Genomic DNA, 20,698 nt, shown 5'->3' on the forward strand with positions numbered 1-20,698 from the left:
ACCTCCATTGGAAAACAAAGCAATGGAAAACACGCTTTCAAATCATGGATGATGAACTGATTCTAGCCTAACGTCTCATAGATAGTCAAATTTTTAGGCCTAAAACGAGAAATATTTCTGAGTGTATACAGGAATACAAAAAACGAATCAAGAAAATTAAGGACACCAAAAAAGCACTTCTCATTAATATTTCTATTCATGAAAATAATTTAGGTGGTCTATTAGACTGCACCGATAATGAATTTGAATCAAGTTTTTATCGTAAACTTGACAAGCTACAGACTAAAATAGATTCTTGTTTAGAAAATTTTCAAAAATTGAAATCAGAAATTTTCAACTACACCGGTGGTATTTTAAACTTGAACGACTATTAATACAAATAACATTTTCCACTTAACCTCAATAGAAACTGACATATGTCATTTTCAATCTACATGCGTTTCTTTAAATTAGAACGATAATTTAAAGAAAACCTAAGAAAATGAAATATACTTATATAGACTCGTATAGTGCCGAAGATATGCATGAGCATTCTAAAAAGTGGTTTTCAGAACTTTCATTTATTAAAATCGAGCAACAATTTCTAATTAACTTAATTCATTCTTTTGCGATTAAACCTATAGACAAAAAGGAATTTTCGAAAACAGAAGAATTTAGAAAGGATATAGAAGAAAACCAAAAAATATTAAATCCTATTATAAAACAAGTTCAAAAACATATGAACCAGCTAGAGATTATGATAGATGGTGTAAATCAGTTGGAAATGGAGCAAGCCTATAGAAAGACACACAAAAAACTCTTTCAGAAGGTGAACCAAATTCTTTTGGACTATAGAACTATAAAAGAAAGAGGTTTTGCGAAATTATCTTCAATTCTTAAATCAACGAAACAGAAAAAAGCTTTAGGCAACCCCGATTACCAGGTTAGAACCGTCAAAAAAGAAGAAATTAATTCCTAAAAATACTTTCAACAATATTTCAAGAACATAATAAAGTTAGCAAAAGATTCTATCAAACTTATTTTATTCAAAATGAATAGAAGATGTTTAAATATTTAGAAAAGAACGACAATATGAAATTACTGGTTTATAGTGCAAAAGATTTCGAAATTCCTTTTTTAAAAAGCGCCAACAACAATCGTAATGAGGTAACCTATACCAAAAATGCGTTGGACAGTGAAACGGCATTACAAGCAACTGGTTATAATGCTATTTCCATATTTTCAGGAGACGATGCCTCATCAATTGTATTAGAAAAACTTTGGGATTTTGGCGTTCGTTATATCACCTTAAGATCTAGTGGTTATAATAACCTTAATATAAAAACTGCAAAACGTTTTGGGTTTCATGTTGCTAATGCATCAGACTATTCTCCCCATGCTATTGCTGAGCATGCAACGGCACTTTTATTGGCCTTAAATAGAAAAATTGTTTTGGCAAATACCCATGTTCATAATTACAATTTTTTACAAGATGGCTTAATAGGTTTTAACTTACACGGTAAAACTGTTGGTATCATTGGCACCGGAAGAATAGGCAGTATTATGACCAAGATTATGCATGGTTTTGGATGTAAAATTCTGGCATATGACCAAGCACCTGATTATGACCTTATTGAGCTTTGCGATGTCACCTATACCCCACTGAACGAGTTATGTGAAGAATCTGATATCATTAGCCTTCACATACCCATGAATTATGAAAACTATTATTTTATCAATAAGGAAAAATTGTCTTTAATGAAAAATAGTACGATTCTCATAAATACCTCAAGAGGTGAATTGGTAGATACTAAAGCATTAATAGAAGCCTTGGAAGCTAAAAATATTGCCGGGTATGCTACCGATGTATACGAAAAAGAAAAAGGTATTTTCTTTAAGGACCATTCTAAAAATGGAATAAAAGACGAACGTTTAAAAAAATTACTATCTCTTACCAATGTTTTGCTAACACCACATCAAGCTTTTATAACAAAAGAAGCTTTGACCAATATAGCGGAGATAACTTTTGATAATTTGGATAGTTGGTCTAAAGGCCAAATCAGTAAGAACGAATTGGGTATGGAATTAATTAATTCATAATGGTCCAAGAAAGTCACATAGAAACTTGCTTTCTACTTTTAAATCTTGGTCTAAACGAGTACTCTTGATATGAACACATTTTACGTTTTTAGTTATTTTTTTATTTCAAATTGGTAACTACCCGAAGTCAATTCTAATACCACTTTAGGGTCTTGCATTGGTGAAATTCGAACGCCTTTTGCCTTTTCAATTGTCTTGCCAGCTAGGGTAATTTTGTTAACGCTCTCAATAGGCAGTCTTAAAGTTGCGGTTGTATTTGCGGGCACGGTAACCGTATACTTCCATCCTTCATTTTCCCATTGCCATTCACTTGAGATACGCCCGTACATACTATCATAATATCCCTTTGCAAATGTCATTTCCTTAGTAGGATCAGGAGTAGGTTCTAACACAAAATGCTTGAATCCAGCTGTATTGGGATCGCGTTGAATGCCTAAAGAATAATTATACATCCAAGCGGCAACCGCACCAAAAGAGTAATGATTAAAAGAATTCATACTATTATTACCTCCAAATCCATTTTCAACGGTATAGGAATTTAATCGCTCCCAAATAGTAGTAGCACCATTTTTTACGGAATATAACCATGAAGGGTACGAAGTCTGTTGCAATAATTTATAGGCAACTTCATGTTTGCCATTTTCAGAAAGGGCATTATTAAGGGATGCTGTTCCGATAAAACCGGTCATTAAAGAATATTCGGGTCGCTCGGCACCAAGCTCATCTTTATTAATACGTTGAATTGCGGCCACTAAATTGGCAATGACCTTTTCTTTATTCTGAACATTTAACACATCAAAATTTAATGGGATCGCATAAGAAGCTTGAGTGTCCACAAAATCTCCTGCTTTTTTCGTCATCTCAGGCGGTAATGGGGGGCCAAAACGCATGGATTGATTTCCCAAATGCAGCGTTTTTCCCGTGATTTCATCAAAATAAGTGGCATTTAAGAATTTCTTTCTTTCCTCATATTGATTTCTAAATTTTTCAACATCTGCAGGTTTGTTCAACAGCTCTGCGGCTTCGGCCATTATTTCCAAATCGCGCAAATGATAAACTGTCCAAAACATGGTATCTTCATTTTTATAGCCTTCCGGACTTAACCAATCGCCCAATGGTCCTTCGTTAATAACGCCGGTTTCGCTATCTATTTTTGAATTCAAAAATTCAACATACCGCTTCATGGCATCATAATGTTCCCTAAGCAACGCCAAATCACCATACTGTTGGTATACCTCCCACGCTACTATAATACCAGCGCTTCCCCAAAGGGTACCTCCAAATCCGCCACCTACAGGAGCTACATCTGTAAAACGACCATCTTCTCTTTGCACATCGCGCATTGCCAACATGTGGCGATTTAGAAATGGAGCTACATTGGCCAAATAGGTAGAGGCTTCTGAAAAAACATTGATATCGCCACTCCAACCCATACGTTCGTTTCTAGCCGGTGTATCGGTTGGGATGGAAAGAAAATTACCTCTTAAGGACCAGGTAATGTTTTCCCATAATTTGTTGACCAATTCATTCGAGGATTCATACTTTGAAGCGATTTCTTTAATAGAACTCACGACCAATCCTTTAACATCTTTCAAAGGAACTGCCTTATCAATTCCTGTAATTTCAAAATACCTGTACCCGTGAAATGTAAACCTGGGTTGAATGGTCTCCTCACCTCCTTTTCTAATATAAATGTCCTGTGTCAATGCCGCCCTTATATTTTCTAACATGACCATTCCTGTATTTTTCTGGTATTCAGATAGATTTGGGTATTTCACCTCTGCATATCGAAGGGTAATAGTATCACCGGCTTGTCCTGGTGGTAGTTGTATTTTAGGGAAACCGACCATATTCTGATTCATGTCATACACAAAAACTCCAGGTCTTACCTCTTCCACTTTTACCGGGGCCAGTTCTTTAACAATACTTGTATTCTCCCCAATTTGCCCAATAAGCTTTAGGTCTTTATAGTTAAATTCCTCTGTTTGGTATGTATTCCCTTCCAATGGAACTTGTACTGCCGATTTCCATGAACTATCATTAAATTCTTTAGTAGGCCAACCGTTGATCCCCACTTCTTGTCGAGCATCGTAGACCTCCCCTTGAAAAAAACTACCATAACGCACAGGACCATCCGTAAACAATTTCCAATCCGTTTCATTGGTTTTAATTACTTGTATAGATCCATCGGTATAGGTAATGACCAGTTGGGCCAAAAGCGATTGACGATCACCGAAATAATTCCAGTTTTCACCACTATAGGTAATATTACCGCTCCACCAACCTTCGCCCAACCAGGCACCCAATACATTTTCGCCACCAGAAGAAATTTCACTGGTAACATCATAGCTCTGGTACATTTGGGTTTTATTGTACTGGGTAAGTCCCGGATTAAAATAGTCTTGCCCTACCCGTTTACCGTTTAAATACAGTTCATAAATACCACGGGCAGTTGCATAAACTCTGGCTTTTGCAATTTCTTTATCTTCCACTGCAAATTCATTTCTCAAAATGGGCGAAGCGTTCTTACTTGGGTCGGCCACTACAAAAACAGATGCTTCATTTGCAGATAATTGATAGCCACCTTTCGTGACACTAAAATTTGCGAGCGATGTCATCGCTGAGGTAAAAATGCCATCGTATCCATTTATTTTCAAATCTTCATTAAAAAGCGCATTTGATGGTTCCCGAAAATTCTTGATTTGAACATCTGAAAAAATTGCTTTTTGACCAGCCGCTACATAAAAACCAATATCCGCCACCATTGGAAAACTGATATAATCATTTCCTTTACCTACAGGATTTAAGTTAAAACCGACCTTACCTCTTGGAGGTGGCATAGCATCGTCGTTACCAGAAATTTTATGCTCATTGGAAGTACCGTTTAGAAACACTTCAAAAAGACCAAAGTTACATTCCGTAAAAAAAGTATGCTTGTTGAATTTATTTTCTTGATTTACAAGCGTTAAAGGAATATCGTAACTTTTGAAGGCTTTGGCATTACTATCTTCTGTTGTATACCCAACTCGATATACATTAAATTTCGCCAAACCATTTTCTGTACCATCAACTTTAGAGATATCCAATTCAAATCGAATATAGCTTTGGTCCTTACCTACTTCAACCCCTTGTATATTCATATTCCGATTCATTAAACGGGTATCATTGGCACCGAAGACAAAAGACGCCCTGCTACTATTTGTTTTCTTATCTAAGCGCAGAGCGTATTCCATTTTAAATACAGATAGGTAATGTGAGTACAATACCAAATCCTCATCCGAACCACCAATCCATTGAGCACCATTCCATTGATTGGAATTAGGGTCGGCATCCATTAACCCTGTTTCAAACCAAGACTTTTTAGAACTAAATTTACCCTCCTCGTCCCAAACCTTCACTTCCCAAGTATAACGTGTTGTTGGTTCTAAATCTTGACCATCGTAGGCTATCGCTAAGGAATTTCCATTTTCTATTTTACCTGAATCCCAAGTAATCGTATTGGACTCATCTACCACCGTAATTTGATAAGCAGTCTGTATTTGTCCTTTTTTACTTGGATTGGTTTCCATTTGCCAGCTAAAACGCGGAGTAACAATATCAATACCTAATGGTTGTATCTGGTATTCGGTTTGGAGGTGTTGAATAGTTGACTGCGACCAACCAAATGAAAAATATAAAAAGCAAACTAATTGTAAAAATTTAGAACTGAGAAGGTGGATTTTCATAGCTTATTAAATTTATTTTGGATGGCATTAATTTCAGCCAATAACAATAATAAGAAACAACTTTGAAAATACTATTCTGAACTGTTATGGTTGTTTAAAAAAGGCTAAAGCGATTTTCGTTGAATTACATAGAATGGATTCGCCAATTCTATTTTTTTATGCTCTAAAATTAGATTTGCGGCCTGGGCACCTAAATTATAGAAATCTGTTGAAATTACGGTTATCCCATCCGCCAAAACTTCTTTAAGAATAGTGTCATTATATGAAATAATACCAACATCATTCCCCAAAACGAAATTTGATGTCTTTATTTTCTTAAGTAAAATAACCAAATCGTCCTCCTTTAAATTAATATAAGCTGTATTGGGTTGTATGGTTTCAGTTTCCATATTGTTCACGTTGGAAAAATGGTATAAGTATTCTCCACAAAATCTTTGAAAACCTTTTTTTATCTCCTTTGGCTGGTACGTTTTATAACCAAGTATTAACTTTATCTGTCTATATTTTTCCAATAAAGGATTGAGTTCTATTAATGCTGAGTAGATGTCATTTTCAAAATCTTGGTAAACCGTGGCTACAGAATCACCTAAACCTTCTAACTTTTTATCTAACACTATAAGTTTGTTTAATGGAATTTCATTGCTCAAAAAGGGAACTAAATCATCTCCACCTTCGTCAAAATGTGGAATAATCACATAATGCGTATAATCTCTAGATTTACTGGCCTGGATTAATTCTTTGAAGTGCCTATAATTATTCTCATAAATAAAAAAATCTACAGTAGCATTTTCTCCTATAGTTTTGGCAAATGAATCGTATATCAGTTTTTTATGGGCACTTAGCTTATTAAACAATAAAAATACCCTTGCTTTTAATTTTAATCGATCATTCTTAATATAATATCCTTTGCCAGGTACTGAATCGATTATTTTTCTAGTCTTTAAATCATCATAAGCACGTACAATAGTATCTCTTGAAATATCAAATTGATTAAGCAATTGATTTACAGATGGTAATTTGTCATTTAGCTTAATCTGGCCATTTTCTATTCCTGTCAATATTGAATTTATAATCTGCTTATATTTAGGAATTTTGGAATGTTCATTAATATCAATTAATTTAAGCATACGACGAAGATTTGTAAGAGTACCTAACAGTGCAGAACACTTATTTGATTGTCAATGTATATGTTTGAGGTAATAATATCCGAAAATAAGTAGAAATATGAATACAAAGACCTTTAAACATGTAGATTTCCTTTGGGACGAAAAGAAAGCAGATGCTTTGGGAGACGATCAGGTTTCACTTTTTCTATACCGATCCAATATTCTTGGAGCAGATTTACGGATTACCAATTACGGTGGTGGTAATACAAGCTGTAAGACAATGGAAAAAGACCCTTTAACCAACAAGGAGGTTGAGGTTATGTGGATCAAAGGTTCAGGTGGCGATATTGGTACCTTGACAAAAGCAGGAATTGCGGGATTATATACAGAAAGACTTCGTAATCTTAAGAATGTGTATGGTGGCCTACAAGATGAAGACCGCATGGTGGGTCTTTTCAACCATTGTATTTATGATTTGGATAGTAAGGCACCTTCTATAGATACTCCATTACATGGTCTACTTCCATTTAAACATATAGATCATTTACACCCCGATGCTTTAATTGCCGTTGCTGCAGCTAAAGACAGCGAAAAGGTGACAAAAGAAATTTGGGGAGATACCATGGGTTGGGTACCATGGCAACGCCCAGGTTTTGACTTAGGTCTGCAACTTGAAAAATGTTTGAACGACAATCCTGGTATTCGAGGAATCGTTTTGGGCAGTCACGGTCTTTTTACTTGGGGAGATACGTCTTACGAATCGTATATCAATAGTTTGGAAGTCATTGAGATGGCTTCTGAATATATTGAAAAGAAAATAGTAGAAAAAGGAAGTGTTTTTGGTGGAGAAAAACTAAAAAGCCTACCAAAAGAAGGTCGCTTGGAAAAAGCTGCACAGCTAATGCCTATGCTTAGGGGGTTATGTTCTTCTGAGGATAGAATGATCGGTCATTTCAACGATAGTGATGTTGTTTTACAATACATCAATAGTAATGATCTTGAGCGTTTGGCACCCATGGGCACTTCTTGCCCTGATCACTTTTTACGTACTAAAATTCAACCTTTGATATTAAATTTAGGTACAGATACAGATACCAGTGATACCGAAGTCATTCTTAAAAAAGTAAAGCCGTCGTTTGAACAATACCGTCAAGAATACAAAGACTATTATGAAACCTGTAAAAAAGGCAATAGTCCCGCTATGCGTGACCCTAACCCCGTTATCATTATTTATCCGGGTGTTGGTATGTTCAGTTTTGCAAAAAACAAGCAGACTGCCAGAGTTGCCAATGAATTTTATGTAAACGCCATTAACGTAATGCGCGGTGCAGAGGCCATGACAGAATATACTTCCTTGCCTAGACAGGAAGCTTTTGATATTGAATATTGGTTGTTGGAAGAGGCAAAATTACAGCGCATGCCAAAGGAAAAGCCATTGTCTAGAAAAGTGGCTCTTATCACGGGAGCTGGAGGCGGCATTGGTAAGGCTATTGCGGATAAATTGGCTGCAGAAGGGGCGAACGTTGTATTGACCGATATTGCAGAAGATAGATTAAAAGAGGCTCTTGCCACCTATCCTGGGGATACGGCAAGTTATGCCATCTGTGATGTTACAAAAACTGAATCGATTACCGCTGCATATAAAAAAGCATGTATAGATTTTGGAGGTGTTGACATTATTGTACACAGCGCCGGATTAGCAATTTCTAAACCTTTAGAGGAAACTACTGAAAAAGATTGGGACATTTTACAGAATGTTCTGGTAAAAGGTCAATTCGAATTGGCAAAACAAGCCGTTGGGATTATGCGTCGGCAGGATTTAGGTGGGGATATCATCCACATAGCCAGTAAAAACGGATTGGTTTCAGGACCAAACAATGTGGCTTATGGAACCGCAAAAGCGGCCCAGCAACATATGACCCGTTTATTGGCGGCTGAATTGGGTGGTGACCGCATTCGCGTGAACACTGTAAATCCGGATGGTGTTATTGTAGGTAGTAAAATTTGGGAAGGCGATTGGGCCGAAGGTCGTGCTAAAGCCTATGGCATTACGGTCGAAGAACTACCGGCACATTATGCAAAAAGAAATTTATTGAATGAAATTATTTATCCAGCCGATATTGCCAACGGTGTTTTTGCATTAGTTGGCGTTTTAGATAAATCTACAGGTAATATTATCAATGTAGATGGCGGAATGGCAAACGCATTTGTCCGATAATACTTGAAACAGTTTAATCTAACTTCAAAAAAAATGAAAAAAATAACATTCGTACTTATATTATCTCTCGCAATAGGTTGCAAACAATCTCCTAGTCAAGACAAAGTTGTTGATAATCCTCCGAATACTTCACATGACCAAGGTGGGCCAACAGCCTATTTTGCCAAATTGCAGTCCGATGCCATACAGGAAGCCTTTGAAGGCATTACTACGGATAAGGGTAAAGAAACAGGGCTATTCCCGATACGAACCACAGGGGTGAGTACCCAACCAATAAAAGAGGCCGCGGAAGAATTTTTGAATGCGATGAGCTCATCTCAAAAAGAACGGGCATCCTATGCCATTGAGGATGATGAATGGCGAAAATGGTGCAATGTTGACAATGGTATTTATGTAAGGCAAGGGGTAAGTTTAAAAGAGATGGACTCGCTTCAAAAAAGTATGGCCTTTAATTTAATGCAAACCTCTTTGAGTGCCAAAGGGCTTACCTTGAGTAAGGATATTATGAAAACGGACCAGACCTTAAAGGAACTAAACAATGGGTCTGATGCCTACGATGAAGAACTATATTGGTTTACTTTCATGGGAACACCTTCAAATACGGAACCTTGGGGTTGGCAATTAGATGGTCACCATTTGGTCATCAACTATTTTATATTAGGAGACCAAGTGGTCATGTCGCCCGTATTCATGGGAGGGGAACCAATTATCACGACATCTGGCAAATACAAAGGGAATTCCATTTTTCAAGATGAGCAAAATTTAGGTTTAGCGCTAATGCAATCCTTTAGTGCCGCACAGCAAAAAGAAGCTACGCTTTCCATGACCAAAGAAAGAGATGTGGCAAAAGCGGAGGCGTTCAAGGACAATGCGATCATCAACTATGAAGGATTACCCATTTCTAAATTAACCGAATCCCAAAAAGAAGCGCTTTTACAATTAACGGCACAGTATATCAATAATATTAGGGAAGGTCATCAACAGATTAAAATGGAAGAAATAAAAGCGCATCTTGATAACACTTGGTTCGCTTGGGTGGGCTCTACTGAAGATGACGCCGTATTTTATTACCGAATTCATAGTCCTGTTGTTTTGATAGAATTTGACCATCAAAAGGCCGTTGGAGTACCCCATGACAAAAATAGCGGCCCTACTAGAAATCATATTCATACCGTGGTGAGAACGCCAAATGGAAATGACTATGGAAAGGATTTATTAAAACAACATTTGAAAGAACATCATCATTAATTACTATCGTATTGACTTATAAATTTACTGTTACTTAAATTCAGATGAGAATCAACAAACAACATATAGCGGATGAAAATAAAAATTCATCTGAAAACCATAAAGACGGTTTCGAATTTTTATCACATCAATTGGATAAACAAGATAAAGATGTGAATGCGATTCTTCGAAAATTGGCCGATTTTCAAGTAGCTATACCCAGTTGGGCATTAGGTGCAGGTGGTACTCGTTTTGGTAGATTCTCCTATTTTGGAGAACCATCTACTTTGGAACAAAAAATTGATGATGTAGGTGTTTTACATGCACTTACCAAAACGGCAGGCGCAATTTCATTACATATTCCTTGGGATATTCCACAAGACTATGATGCAATAAAAGAACGAGCAAAAATTAACGGATTAGTTTTTGACGCGGTAAATTCAAATACGTTTCAAGATCAAAAAGATGCAAAAGAAAGTTATCGTTTTGGCTCCTTATCAAATTTAAATGCGTCGGCAAGAGAACAGGCCATTCAGCATAACATTGACGTCATTTATATAGGTAAAATATTGGGCTCTAAAAGTTTAACTGTGTGGTTGGCCGATGGCGCAAACTTTGCAGGTCAACGCAATTTTCAATCTTCATTGATTCATACAGAAAATAGCCTTAAAAGCATCTATTCAGAATTACCTGATGATTGGAAAATGTTTATAGAATATAAGCCTTATGAACCTAATTTCTATAGCACGGTAATTCAAGACTGGGGAACTTCGTTTATGTTGGCTAATGCCTGCGGAGAAAAAGCATATACTTTGGTCGACTTAGGTCATCATTTGCCAAACACAAATATTGAGCAAATCGTGTCAACTTTAATGCTTAAAGGCAAATTAGGCGGTTTTCATTTTAACGATAGTAAATATGGCGATGATGATAGTACGGTAGGTAGTGTAAAACCATATGCCCTGTTTTTAATTTTCAATGAACTGGTGTATGGTATGGAAAATAACCCTCAGAATCCCGATTTAGCATGGATGATAGATGCCAGTCATAATATAAAAGACCCCTTAGAAGATTTACTGCAATCATTAGAGGCGATACAAGAAGCCTATGCAAAAGCCTTATTGATAGATCAGGTAGAATTAAGAACGGCACAAGGTAGAAATGATGTGACACAGTGCCAAGAAATTTTACAGAATGCATACCGAACCGATGTTCGACCTCTATTAGCTCAGGCAAGAGTATTATCAGGTGGCGCTATAAACCCTTTAAAATCATATCGCTCCTTAAGAATTCGAGAAGGATTGATTAAAGAAAGAGGCATGAATTCTGTTGCCACAGGATTATAACATATGAAGAAGGTAACCGCCATATTCGATATAGGAAAGACAAATAAAAAGTTCTTTCTTTTTGATGCTGATTATCAAGAAGTGTATAGGGAATATACTACTTTCGATACTATTATCGATGAGGACGGTCACCCAACTGAAGATTTAAAATCCCTTCAAGATTGGTTGAAAAGTGTCTTTGATAGGGTATTAAAATCAGACAAATACAATATTAAGGCAATCAATTTTTCCACCTATGGGGCTAGTTTGGTCCACCTAGGTGAAAACGGTGATGTAGTAACTCCACTTTATAATTACACCAAACCTTTAGATTCAAAAATCACTAGTTCGTTTTATGATAAATATGGACCTGAAGAAGAAATGGCAGTGTCCACGGGTTCCTCAAATGACGGAATGCTTAATTCTGGCATGCAATTATATTGGCTGAAATATGCTAAACCTAAAGTGTTCAAAAAAATAAGATATTCACTACATCTACCACAATATATCAGCTATGTATTTACCGGTATACCTATCAGTGAATATACCAGTATTGGTTGCCATACGGCTTTATGGGATTTTTCAAAAAAAGACTACCACCACTGGGTCTATGCCGAAGGCTTTAATGAAATTCTACCTCCAATTGTGTCGACCGAGACCAGCATCAACATGAACTATAATGGCAAGCGCATAAAAATAGGCGTGGGTATTCATGATAGTTCTGCAGCACTTTTGCCATATGTAAGAAGTATAAAAAAGAAATTTATTCTTGTTTCTACGGGTACATGGAGTATTGCCTTAAATCCTTTTTCAGACCATTTGCTTACGAAAGATGACATCGCAAACAATTGCATCAACTACATGCGCATAAACGGTAAGCCGGTAAAATCGGCACGCTTATTTTTAGGGAATGAGTATACGATTCAGGTAAAAAAATTATCCGATTATTTTAAGGTTTCTGAAGATTACCATAAGTCCATAAAATTTGATTACGATACCTATTTGGAAATATTAAAGAACATGAAACCTATCTTTAGGTGGGAAGGTATTATAAACGAAACCATCCCCAAAGAAACGAAGATCACTTACGATAATTTTGTACATGCCTATCATCATTTAATGATTGAGTTGGTATTGTTACAGGTAAAAAGCATAAAAGTAGCAACTGGTGACGATAATATAGAAAAGCTATATATTGAGGGTGGTTTCAGTGATAATGATGTGTACATAAAATTATTGACACATTATTTGAGAAATATGGAATTACGTACAACCGATTCTTCACTTGGTTCAGCTTTAGGAGCGGCCATAGCAATTTCGGACAGTAAGTTGAATTCAAAATTTTTGAAAAAAAATTACAGTTTAAAAGAACACGTACCGTTCATTATAAAATAAGAAAGTAGCTATGGCAATAAGTTTCAATTCTGATTATCCATCCGTAGATGATTTACGATCAAAGGCAAAAAAGAGAATACCCAAATTTGCTTTTGAGTATTTAGATGGTGGCTGTAATGAAGATGTTAGCCTTCGCCGAAATACTTCAGAAATAAGAAAGATACAGCTTCAACCCCGTTATTTACGAAATTACGGTACTAGCTCTATAAAGACCAAGGTATTGGGCATGGAATTCGATGCTCCGTTCGGCATTGCCCCAGTTGGATTACAAGGTTTAATGTGGCCGAACACTCCAGCCATATTGGCCAAAGCGGCCTATAACCATAATATACCCTTTATACTTAGTACGGTTACTACTATGGATATCGAAAAAGCTAGTGAACTTACTGAAGGTAATGCTTGGTTTCAATTATATAATCCGGTAGACGATACCATTCGTGATAGTATTATCGACCGTGCCGAAGCAGCAGGTTGCCCCGTATTAGTATTGTTATGTGACGTACCCACTTTTGGATATCGCCCACGTGATTTTAGAAATGGATTGGCCTTGCCGCCAAAAATGACCGCTTCCAATATCCTTCAAATCTTAGGAAAACCAGCTTGGGCCTATAATACCCTAAAATATGGCCAACCTACTTTTGAAACATTAAAACCATATACACCTGAAGGTCTTAACCTTCGTCAATTAGGCGCATTTATGGACAATACCTTTTCTGGTCGATTGAACGAAGAAAAAATAAAGCCGATACGCGATAGGTGGAAGGGGAAATTGGTCTTAAAAGGTGTGGCCTCTGAACAAGACACAGAGGATGCGATACGAATGGGGTTTGATGGCATCATCGTATCCAACCATGGTGGCAGACAGTTAGATGCGGCGCAATCTACCATAAGCTCACTTCAGGAAATTACGGCAAAATATAGTGACCAAATTGAAATTATGATGGACAGCGGACTCCGTTCAGGCCCTGATATTGCACGTGCCATGGCAAGTGGCGCAAAATTCACTTTTATGGGTCGTTCTTTTGTGTATGGTACCGGTGCCTTAGGAAATAAAGGTGGAGATCACACTATTGGCATGTTAAAAACCCAATTTAAGCAAGTCATGGACCAACTGTGCTGTGAACGTGTTGAGGATTTACATAAGCATCTAATAAAGTAATAACCTAACCATACGTTTATTATGAGCCAATTCAATATCGAAGAAGAAATAGAGGAAATTGCCGGTGGTGAATTTGAAAGACAACCCGTACCAAAATCAAGCCTTAAAAGTTGGAAAAGCTTTCTTGGAATGTATGCTGGTGAACATGCCGCAGGCACAGAATTTGTTATTGGGCCGTTGTTTTTAACTACAGGTGTTAGTGCTTTTGATTTGATTATTGGATTATTATTAGGGAATTTAATGGCCGTTTTTAGCTGGCGTTTCTTGACTTCAGAAATTGCAGTAAAAAGAAGGCTTACCCTCTACTATCAATTGGAAAAAATATGCGGTAAAAAATTAGTTATTGGGTATAACTTAGCTAATGGTATCTTATTCTGCTTTTTGGCCGGGGCAATGATTACTGTTTCTGCTACCGCTGTGGGAATTCCGTTTGATATGGAAATGCCTAAACTAACCGACACAATGCCTAATGGTGCTACATGGATAATTATTGTAGTGGCTATTGGTGCTATAATTTCGTTGATAGCCTCCAAAGGATATGATACGGTTTCAAAAGCAGCTAATTGGATGTCTCCGGTAATAGTTTTGGCTTTTGTTGCTTGTGGTGTAGTAGCATTACAGCAACTGGGCGTAGGCAGTTTTAAAGATTTTTGGAATATCTGGGGGGAAGGTAGCGAACCGTTCCCTGGGCAAATAAAATATACGTTTTGGCATGTGTTCTTTTGGTCTTGGTTTGCCAATGCCGCAATGCATATCGGTATGTCTGACCTTTCTGTTTTTCGGTTTGCAAAAAAAGCGAGTTCTGGGTGGACAACAGCTGCCGGTATGTATGTAGGTCACTATATGGCATGGATCGCAGCGGCATTATTGTATGCCGTCTATGTACAATCTCCAGAGGCACAAGCCTTATTGGCTCAAGGCCAAGCTCCTAATGTTGCACCTGGTCCATTAGCTTATAATGCGATCGGTGTTTTTGGAATTATTGCAGTGGTGTTGGCAGGCTGGACAACCGCTAACCCAACTATTTATAGAGCTGGACTCGCTTTTCAGGCTATTATGCCAAAAGCATCTACCTTTTGGGTGACCATTTTGGCAGGTTCTATTGCAACAATTGCAGGTATATTTCCTGCCTTTGCCATGAAATTATTGGATTTTGTAGCGCTCTACGGATTCATATTAGCTCCTATTGGTGCCGTTATCGTATTCGAACATTTTTTCTATAAGCAAGCAGGCATCGCTCAGAACTATGCTGAATTGGCAAATATTCAATTCAATAAATCGGTTTTATTCGCTTGGGGCATTAGCTTCGGACTCTTCTATTTTGTATCGGTTCAGTTCGATGTTTTTCTTTCTTTTGTAACATTGCCTGCCTGGTTATTATGCGGCGTATTATTCTTAGTTTTTAGTAAATATTCTCAAAAGAAAATATAACTTAAAATATCAACTGCACCTATTTGATAGGTCAATCATAAATTATTTACCCCCATTATACCCAATGTTATAATGCTATTGGATTCGATTAATTCTTTTATTTTAAAATTCTGTAGGTTTATGCAGCACTTTTTATATTGGAGACTATTCCCTTTTAACATTAAGCTTTAAATTAAATAGTCTCTATACTTTTTAAATTTATCCTGTTATAATTAGATACAAAAAACATCGTAAATATGAATGGTTATAGTATCTTGAACAAACACTCTAATGGCTAATTTACATCCCTATTAGAAATGGTTACTCCGCCTACTTTACTATGAAACATTTGTTTAAAAAGAGGTTATCAGGAAAATTAATTTAAAATTGTTAAGATTTGAGTTTAGAAAACACATGGAGATGGTACGGGCCAAATGACCCAGTTTCATTACAAGATATAAGACAAGCAGGTGCCACAGGTGTAGTTAGCGCTTTACATCATATTCCTAATGGAATGGTTTGGTCAATAGAAGAAATTACGGAACGTAAAAAAATAATTGAGTCGGCTGGTATTACTTGGTCTGTGGTAGAAAGCGTGCCAATTCATGAAGATATTAAGACCCAAAAAGGAAATTATAAAGTTTACTATGAAAATTACAAACAGACTCTTATTAATTTAGGAAAATGTAGCATCGATACGGTCTGTTATAACTTTATGCCTGTTCTTGATTGGACAAGAACAAACTTAGATTATGTGGTGGAAGATGGTTCAACCGCACTTCGTTTTGAAGCTACCGCTTTTGCGGCATTCGAATTGTTTTTATTAAAGAGGCCAGGGTCTGAAAATTCATATACAACAAAGCAAAAATCTGATGCAAAAGAATTTTTAAGCAAGCTGGACGAGAACGGTCAAAAAAAATTGATAAGCAATATTATTGCAGGTTTACCAGGAGCAGAGGAAGGCTATTCATTAGAAGAATTCAATACTATCCTCGCTACATATGACGCTATTGGGCCAAAAGAACTTAAAGCACATTTATTCGAATTTTTATCTGAAATAATTCCTGTTGCAGAAAAATCGGGAGTAAAAATGTGTATACATCCTGATGATCCGCCGTTTCCGATATTAGGGCTGCCAAGGGTCGTAAGCACAGAGCAAGATATTATTGACATTTACAATGCTATCGATAGTCTAAACAACGGATTAACTTTTTGCACAGGTTCATTTGGGGTTCGCCCTGATAATGATTTACCCGGCATGGTAGAACGTTTAGGAGACCGCATTCATTTTATTCATTTACGCAGCACACAAAGAGACGCCGATGGCAATTTTCATGAAGCTAATCATTTAGAAGGCGATGTAGATATGTACTCCGTTATGAAGGCGTTGATCAATGAACAGGAAGAAAGAAAATCAACTGGTAGAAAAGACACTAGAATGCCAATGCGACCAGATCATGGCCACAAAATGTTAGATGATCTGAGGAAGAAAACAAATCCTGGTTATTCAGCAATAGGTAGATTAAGAGGTTTAGCTGAATTAAGAGGATTGGAAATGGGGATTCGAAAATGCAAAAATTAGATACTACTATTTAAAAACAATGTCCTTATGAAAATCATGTTCCAGTTCGTATTCTTACTTCTTATTTTATCATGTAACAACAACTCGAACATGATAATTACCATACAAAACACTTTAAATACAAATAGAAGTTTTGAGACGGTCACAATAAATTTAGAGTCACAAAATTTGACTGTAGATAAAAAATCTTTTTTTATAGAAGATATTGAAACAGGTGAAAAACTTATTTCACAAGTAATTGATGAGGATAACGATGGTAAGTTTGACGTGATTTTGTTTCAACCTGAAATACCCGCCAATTCTGAGAGAAAATTTTATATAAAAACTGGTGCGATTTCTCAAGAAAGGGATAGTATACCAGCCTGTTATTCTAGGTTTGTACCGGAAAGAACAGATGATTATGCATGGGAAAACAATAGGGTAGCATTCCGCACATATGGCCCAAGGGCTCAAGAGATGATTGAATCTAATATTGACGGAGGAACACTATCAAGTGGTATTGATGCGTGGTTAAAAAAAGTTGAATATCCTATTATCAACAAATGGTATAAAAAAGAAACTTCTAACACGGGTTCTTATCACGATGATACTGGAGAAGGACTAGATAATTTTCATGTAGGTATGAGTAGAGGTGTTGGTGGTATTGCTAAAAAAGTTGATAGTACCTATTATATTTCGAAAAATTTTACCGAGTGGAAAACTTTGTTCAATGGCCCTATACGTACCTCTTTCATTTTAGAATATGCATCATGGGATGCCGGTGGAAAAAAAATATCAGAGAAAAAGAAAATTTCTTTAGATTATGGAAGTAACCTTTCTAAATTTGAAATAACACTTAAAGGAACCGACACAATTTCTGCTGGTTTAACATTACATGAACAGAACGGTATTATAACAATGAACGATGAGTTCACATGGGTTAGTTATTGGGAACCACATGACGATTCTGAATTAGGGACCGGTATTGTTGTTCCGAACAATACTATGGTTGGCCATGAACATTATGTGACTAATATACAGGATGCCAGCAATTTGTTTGCTCACATTGCTAGTGAAGATACTATTATAACCTACTATGCAGGTTTTGGGTGGAAAAAGAGTGGTCAATTTCAAAATAAAAATGAGTGGAATGAATATTTACAACACTTTTCAGAAGGTTTGAAAAATCCTTTGCTTGTACAAGTACAATAGGGCAGTTCAAAAACTTAAAATCATCAATTAAAAGAATATTTTAGAAGTTAATTTTCTTTTATAAGTAGATTTACTTATCAAGAGCTTTTAATTCCTCTTCAATAAATTCCATCCCAGAAGAAGATTTTATACTTCTAAGCTCATTAATACGTTCTCTACGCAATGTTTTGGGAACATCAGAAAAAGCATTTGTAACATATGATATTATGTCGGCAATATCATTATCTGAAATAGATTCATTTCTTATTAGACCTGGCATTGCCAAATTCATATTGTATTCTTCACCGTTAACATGTACAGGACCTTTTAGGCCATGTAGTATTATTAGCGCTAAACGCTCGGTGTTTTTCACGTGCTCAGAATTCATTAAAGGAGGCGCTAGACCTTCTATCCCTTTCCCGTCCGCCCCATGGCATGATGCACAAATTTGGAAAAACATTTTTGCCCCACTAGTTCTGTTATCCTCATTAATTTTTTTCCTAGTATAAATTGAATTTAGCTTACCCTGCTTTTTATCTGAAATACTCCTGACAAGCTTATTTACAAATTCAGTATGCTTCAGGATATTCATTAGCGCCTCATTGCTAGAAATTAAAGTATCAACACCAGTTAAACCACTAACTACAGATTCAGTAATGGTGCTATTAAGTTTTCTCCTTTTTAATATCTCGATCATAATTGGAGTAAACCTACCTTCATCAAGGGCTATCCAGCTTCCTAGGGAGCCGCCCAAATAAATATCCAAACCAAGTTCATTTTTCTTCAAAATTGAATTAAAAACACTAACTGCATTTTCTATATTTTCTTCGGAAACAAAATGTTGTGATAGTACAAGGGCATGAGCAATAGCCTCACGATTATCGGTGTTCATAACCTCCACTAAGAAATCAAATGACAATGCATCCCAACCTTCTAGAACATATAAAGCATGTATTTGGCTTAATTTATTTTTGGAGTTGAGTGCTACATCGATAACTGCATCAATAGTTTGGGTTAGTCCTTTAAAAATCAAATAGTGTTGTGCTCGGTCACGAATCCATCCGTTTTTATTAGATAACAGAGAAATTAGTTCTGTTCCGTTCAAATTATCAAAATCAGGAATGACATCAGCCATAGCATCCACATGATTTACTTTTAATATTCTTCCAAAATTGACCAACGTATCTAACCTATCCTCTTTTACTTTTTCTCTTAGATAAGGACTCATATATGCTTGATGACCAATAATACCACGATGCATATCAACAATATACATACTACCTTCTGGACCATTCTTTAAACTTACAGGACGAAAACCTTCATCAGTAGAAGTTAAAAACTCTTTATTCTGCCAAGCTTGTTTTGCAATTACCGAATCACCAGTAAAGTTCAAAAGTGCTCTTTTTATCAAATTTCCTTCTGGGATACATATAAAAACATTCTGATCATACGATTCTGTAAACGCCCCTCCTCTATAAACTAATGGACTACAGGCAGCCGTAGCATTTACTAATACGCTATCGGCATTTAAAATACCTTTCGCATATCCCCTATTTACTGAAGTGGCATGGACTGGATAAACCCTTTGGTCAGTTGTCAGAAGCTTATCAACACTAGATTTCGGTATAAAGTATTTATTACGTATTAAGGTATTTGGCAAAACATAATCGCCCAATAGTATCCTTGAATTATCATTATAATATAATCTTCCAAAATTGTCATGGGTAATACCCCATTGCCCTCTAAAGGTTGTTGGTTCTTTTTTCCAGACCCCATTTATTCGCCTATACCTAAAATTCGATTTTGCATTATAAATCCAATTATCGATATTTAATTCTAAGGAATTAGGTTGATGTTCAGGATTACCTTCTACCGCATAAATAGAATCTACCATAACTTTATTGACAGGTCTATCATTTTCAATTTCAACAAACCATAAATAGGGTGGTTCGGCATAAAGTAAGCCACCATATACATGTGCCAGTGCACGAGGCATAACTAAGCTATCCATAAAAACTTTGGAATGTTCGGCTATTCCATCTTCGTCCAAATCTTCTAGAATTAGAATACTACCAGTTGGGTCTTTTTCTCCAGATCCTTGAATATCATTCATGTAACCCGGCATTTGAGCTACCCAGGTTCTACCTTTCGAATCAAAATCTATAGCTACTGGAGCTTTTAAAAGCGGCTCCGAGGCAATAACTTTCAATTCAAAACCAGCTTCAATTTTATAAGAATCTAATGAAACTCTCATTTTCCTATTAGAAGATTCACATGAGCATAAAATATAACCAAGGGTGAA

The 20,698-nt window shown here is 36.4% G+C and carries 13 protein-coding genes; 10 read left to right on the top strand and 3 right to left on the bottom strand.

Annotation, left to right across the window (positions count from 1 at the left end; translation table 11 throughout):
- The first annotated feature begins 481 nt into the window (after positions 1-481).
- Together AACZ41_RS11495 and AACZ41_RS11500 are read left to right on the top strand one after the other, a co-directional pair.
- A complete protein-coding gene (locus AACZ41_RS11495) occupies positions 482-958 on the top strand; it encodes a hypothetical protein (protein ID WP_339628612.1) in 477 nt (158 codons plus the stop codon).
- An 83-nt stretch (positions 959-1,041) separates the two neighbouring features.
- Complete coding sequence (locus AACZ41_RS11500; RefSeq protein ID WP_339628613.1) at positions 1,042-2,079, top strand: 2-hydroxyacid dehydrogenase; 1,038 nt, start codon at positions 1,042-1,044, stop codon at positions 2,077-2,079.
- Between the two features lie 92 nt (positions 2,080-2,171).
- Here the strand turns inward: AACZ41_RS11500 and AACZ41_RS11505 are convergent, their stop codons facing one another.
- A complete protein-coding gene (locus AACZ41_RS11505) occupies positions 2,172-5,804 on the bottom strand; it encodes a family 78 glycoside hydrolase catalytic domain (RefSeq protein WP_339628614.1) in 3,633 nt (1,210 codons plus the stop codon).
- A gap of 104 nt (positions 5,805-5,908) precedes the next feature.
- A complete protein-coding gene (locus tag AACZ41_RS11510) occupies positions 5,909-6,931 on the bottom strand; it encodes a GntR family transcriptional regulator (protein ID WP_339628615.1) in 1,023 nt (340 codons plus the stop codon).
- Positions 6,932-7,028: 97 nt separating this feature from the next.
- On the opposite strand from AACZ41_RS11510, the gene AACZ41_RS11515 reads away from it, so the two are divergent.
- From AACZ41_RS11515 to AACZ41_RS11550, 8 genes are all read left to right on the top strand, one after another.
- On the top strand, positions 7,029-9,128 hold the full coding sequence (locus AACZ41_RS11515) for a bifunctional aldolase/short-chain dehydrogenase (RefSeq protein WP_339628616.1): 2,100 nt from the start codon (positions 7,029-7,031) through the stop codon (positions 9,126-9,128).
- Positions 9,129-9,161: 33 nt separating this feature from the next.
- On the top strand, positions 9,162-10,376 hold the full coding sequence (locus AACZ41_RS11520) for a DUF3500 domain-containing protein (protein ID WP_339628617.1): 1,215 nt from the start codon (positions 9,162-9,164) through the stop codon (positions 10,374-10,376).
- A gap of 44 nt (positions 10,377-10,420) precedes the next feature.
- The gene (locus AACZ41_RS11525) at positions 10,421-11,701 is read left to right on the top strand and encodes a sugar isomerase (protein ID WP_339628618.1); all 1,281 of its coding nucleotides are present in this window, start codon (positions 10,421-10,423) and stop codon (positions 11,699-11,701) included.
- 3 nt (positions 11,702-11,704) lie between these two features.
- On the top strand, positions 11,705-13,075 hold the full coding sequence (locus tag AACZ41_RS11530) for an FGGY family carbohydrate kinase (protein ID WP_339628619.1): 1,371 nt from the start codon (positions 11,705-11,707) through the stop codon (positions 13,073-13,075).
- A gap of 10 nt (positions 13,076-13,085) precedes the next feature.
- The gene (locus AACZ41_RS11535; protein WP_339628620.1) at positions 13,086-14,234 is read left to right on the top strand and encodes an alpha-hydroxy acid oxidase; all 1,149 of its coding nucleotides are present in this window, start codon (positions 13,086-13,088) and stop codon (positions 14,232-14,234) included.
- A gap of 21 nt (positions 14,235-14,255) precedes the next feature.
- On the top strand, positions 14,256-15,665 hold the full coding sequence (locus AACZ41_RS11540; protein ID WP_339628621.1) for a hypothetical protein: 1,410 nt from the start codon (positions 14,256-14,258) through the stop codon (positions 15,663-15,665).
- A gap of 376 nt (positions 15,666-16,041) precedes the next feature.
- Complete coding sequence (uxuA, locus tag AACZ41_RS11545) at positions 16,042-17,226, top strand: mannonate dehydratase (protein WP_339628623.1); 1,185 nt, start codon at positions 16,042-16,044, stop codon at positions 17,224-17,226.
- Positions 17,227-17,316: 90 nt separating this feature from the next.
- Positions 17,317-18,417, top strand: a complete 1,101-nt coding sequence (locus AACZ41_RS11550; RefSeq protein ID WP_339628624.1) for a DUF4861 family protein — start codon at positions 17,317-17,319, stop codon at positions 18,415-18,417.
- A gap of 70 nt (positions 18,418-18,487) precedes the next feature.
- On the opposite strand, the gene AACZ41_RS11555 is transcribed toward AACZ41_RS11550, so the two are convergent.
- Positions 18,488-20,650 (bottom strand): c-type cytochrome, encoded by a 2,163-nt coding sequence (locus AACZ41_RS11555; RefSeq protein WP_339628625.1) that lies wholly within the window; start codon positions 20,648-20,650, stop codon positions 18,488-18,490.
- Between the last annotated feature and the right edge of the window lie 48 nt (positions 20,651-20,698).

This window comes from uncultured Maribacter sp. (assembly GCF_963974015.1).
In the GTDB taxonomy this organism is placed as follows: Bacteria; Bacteroidota; Bacteroidia; order Flavobacteriales; family Flavobacteriaceae; genus Maribacter.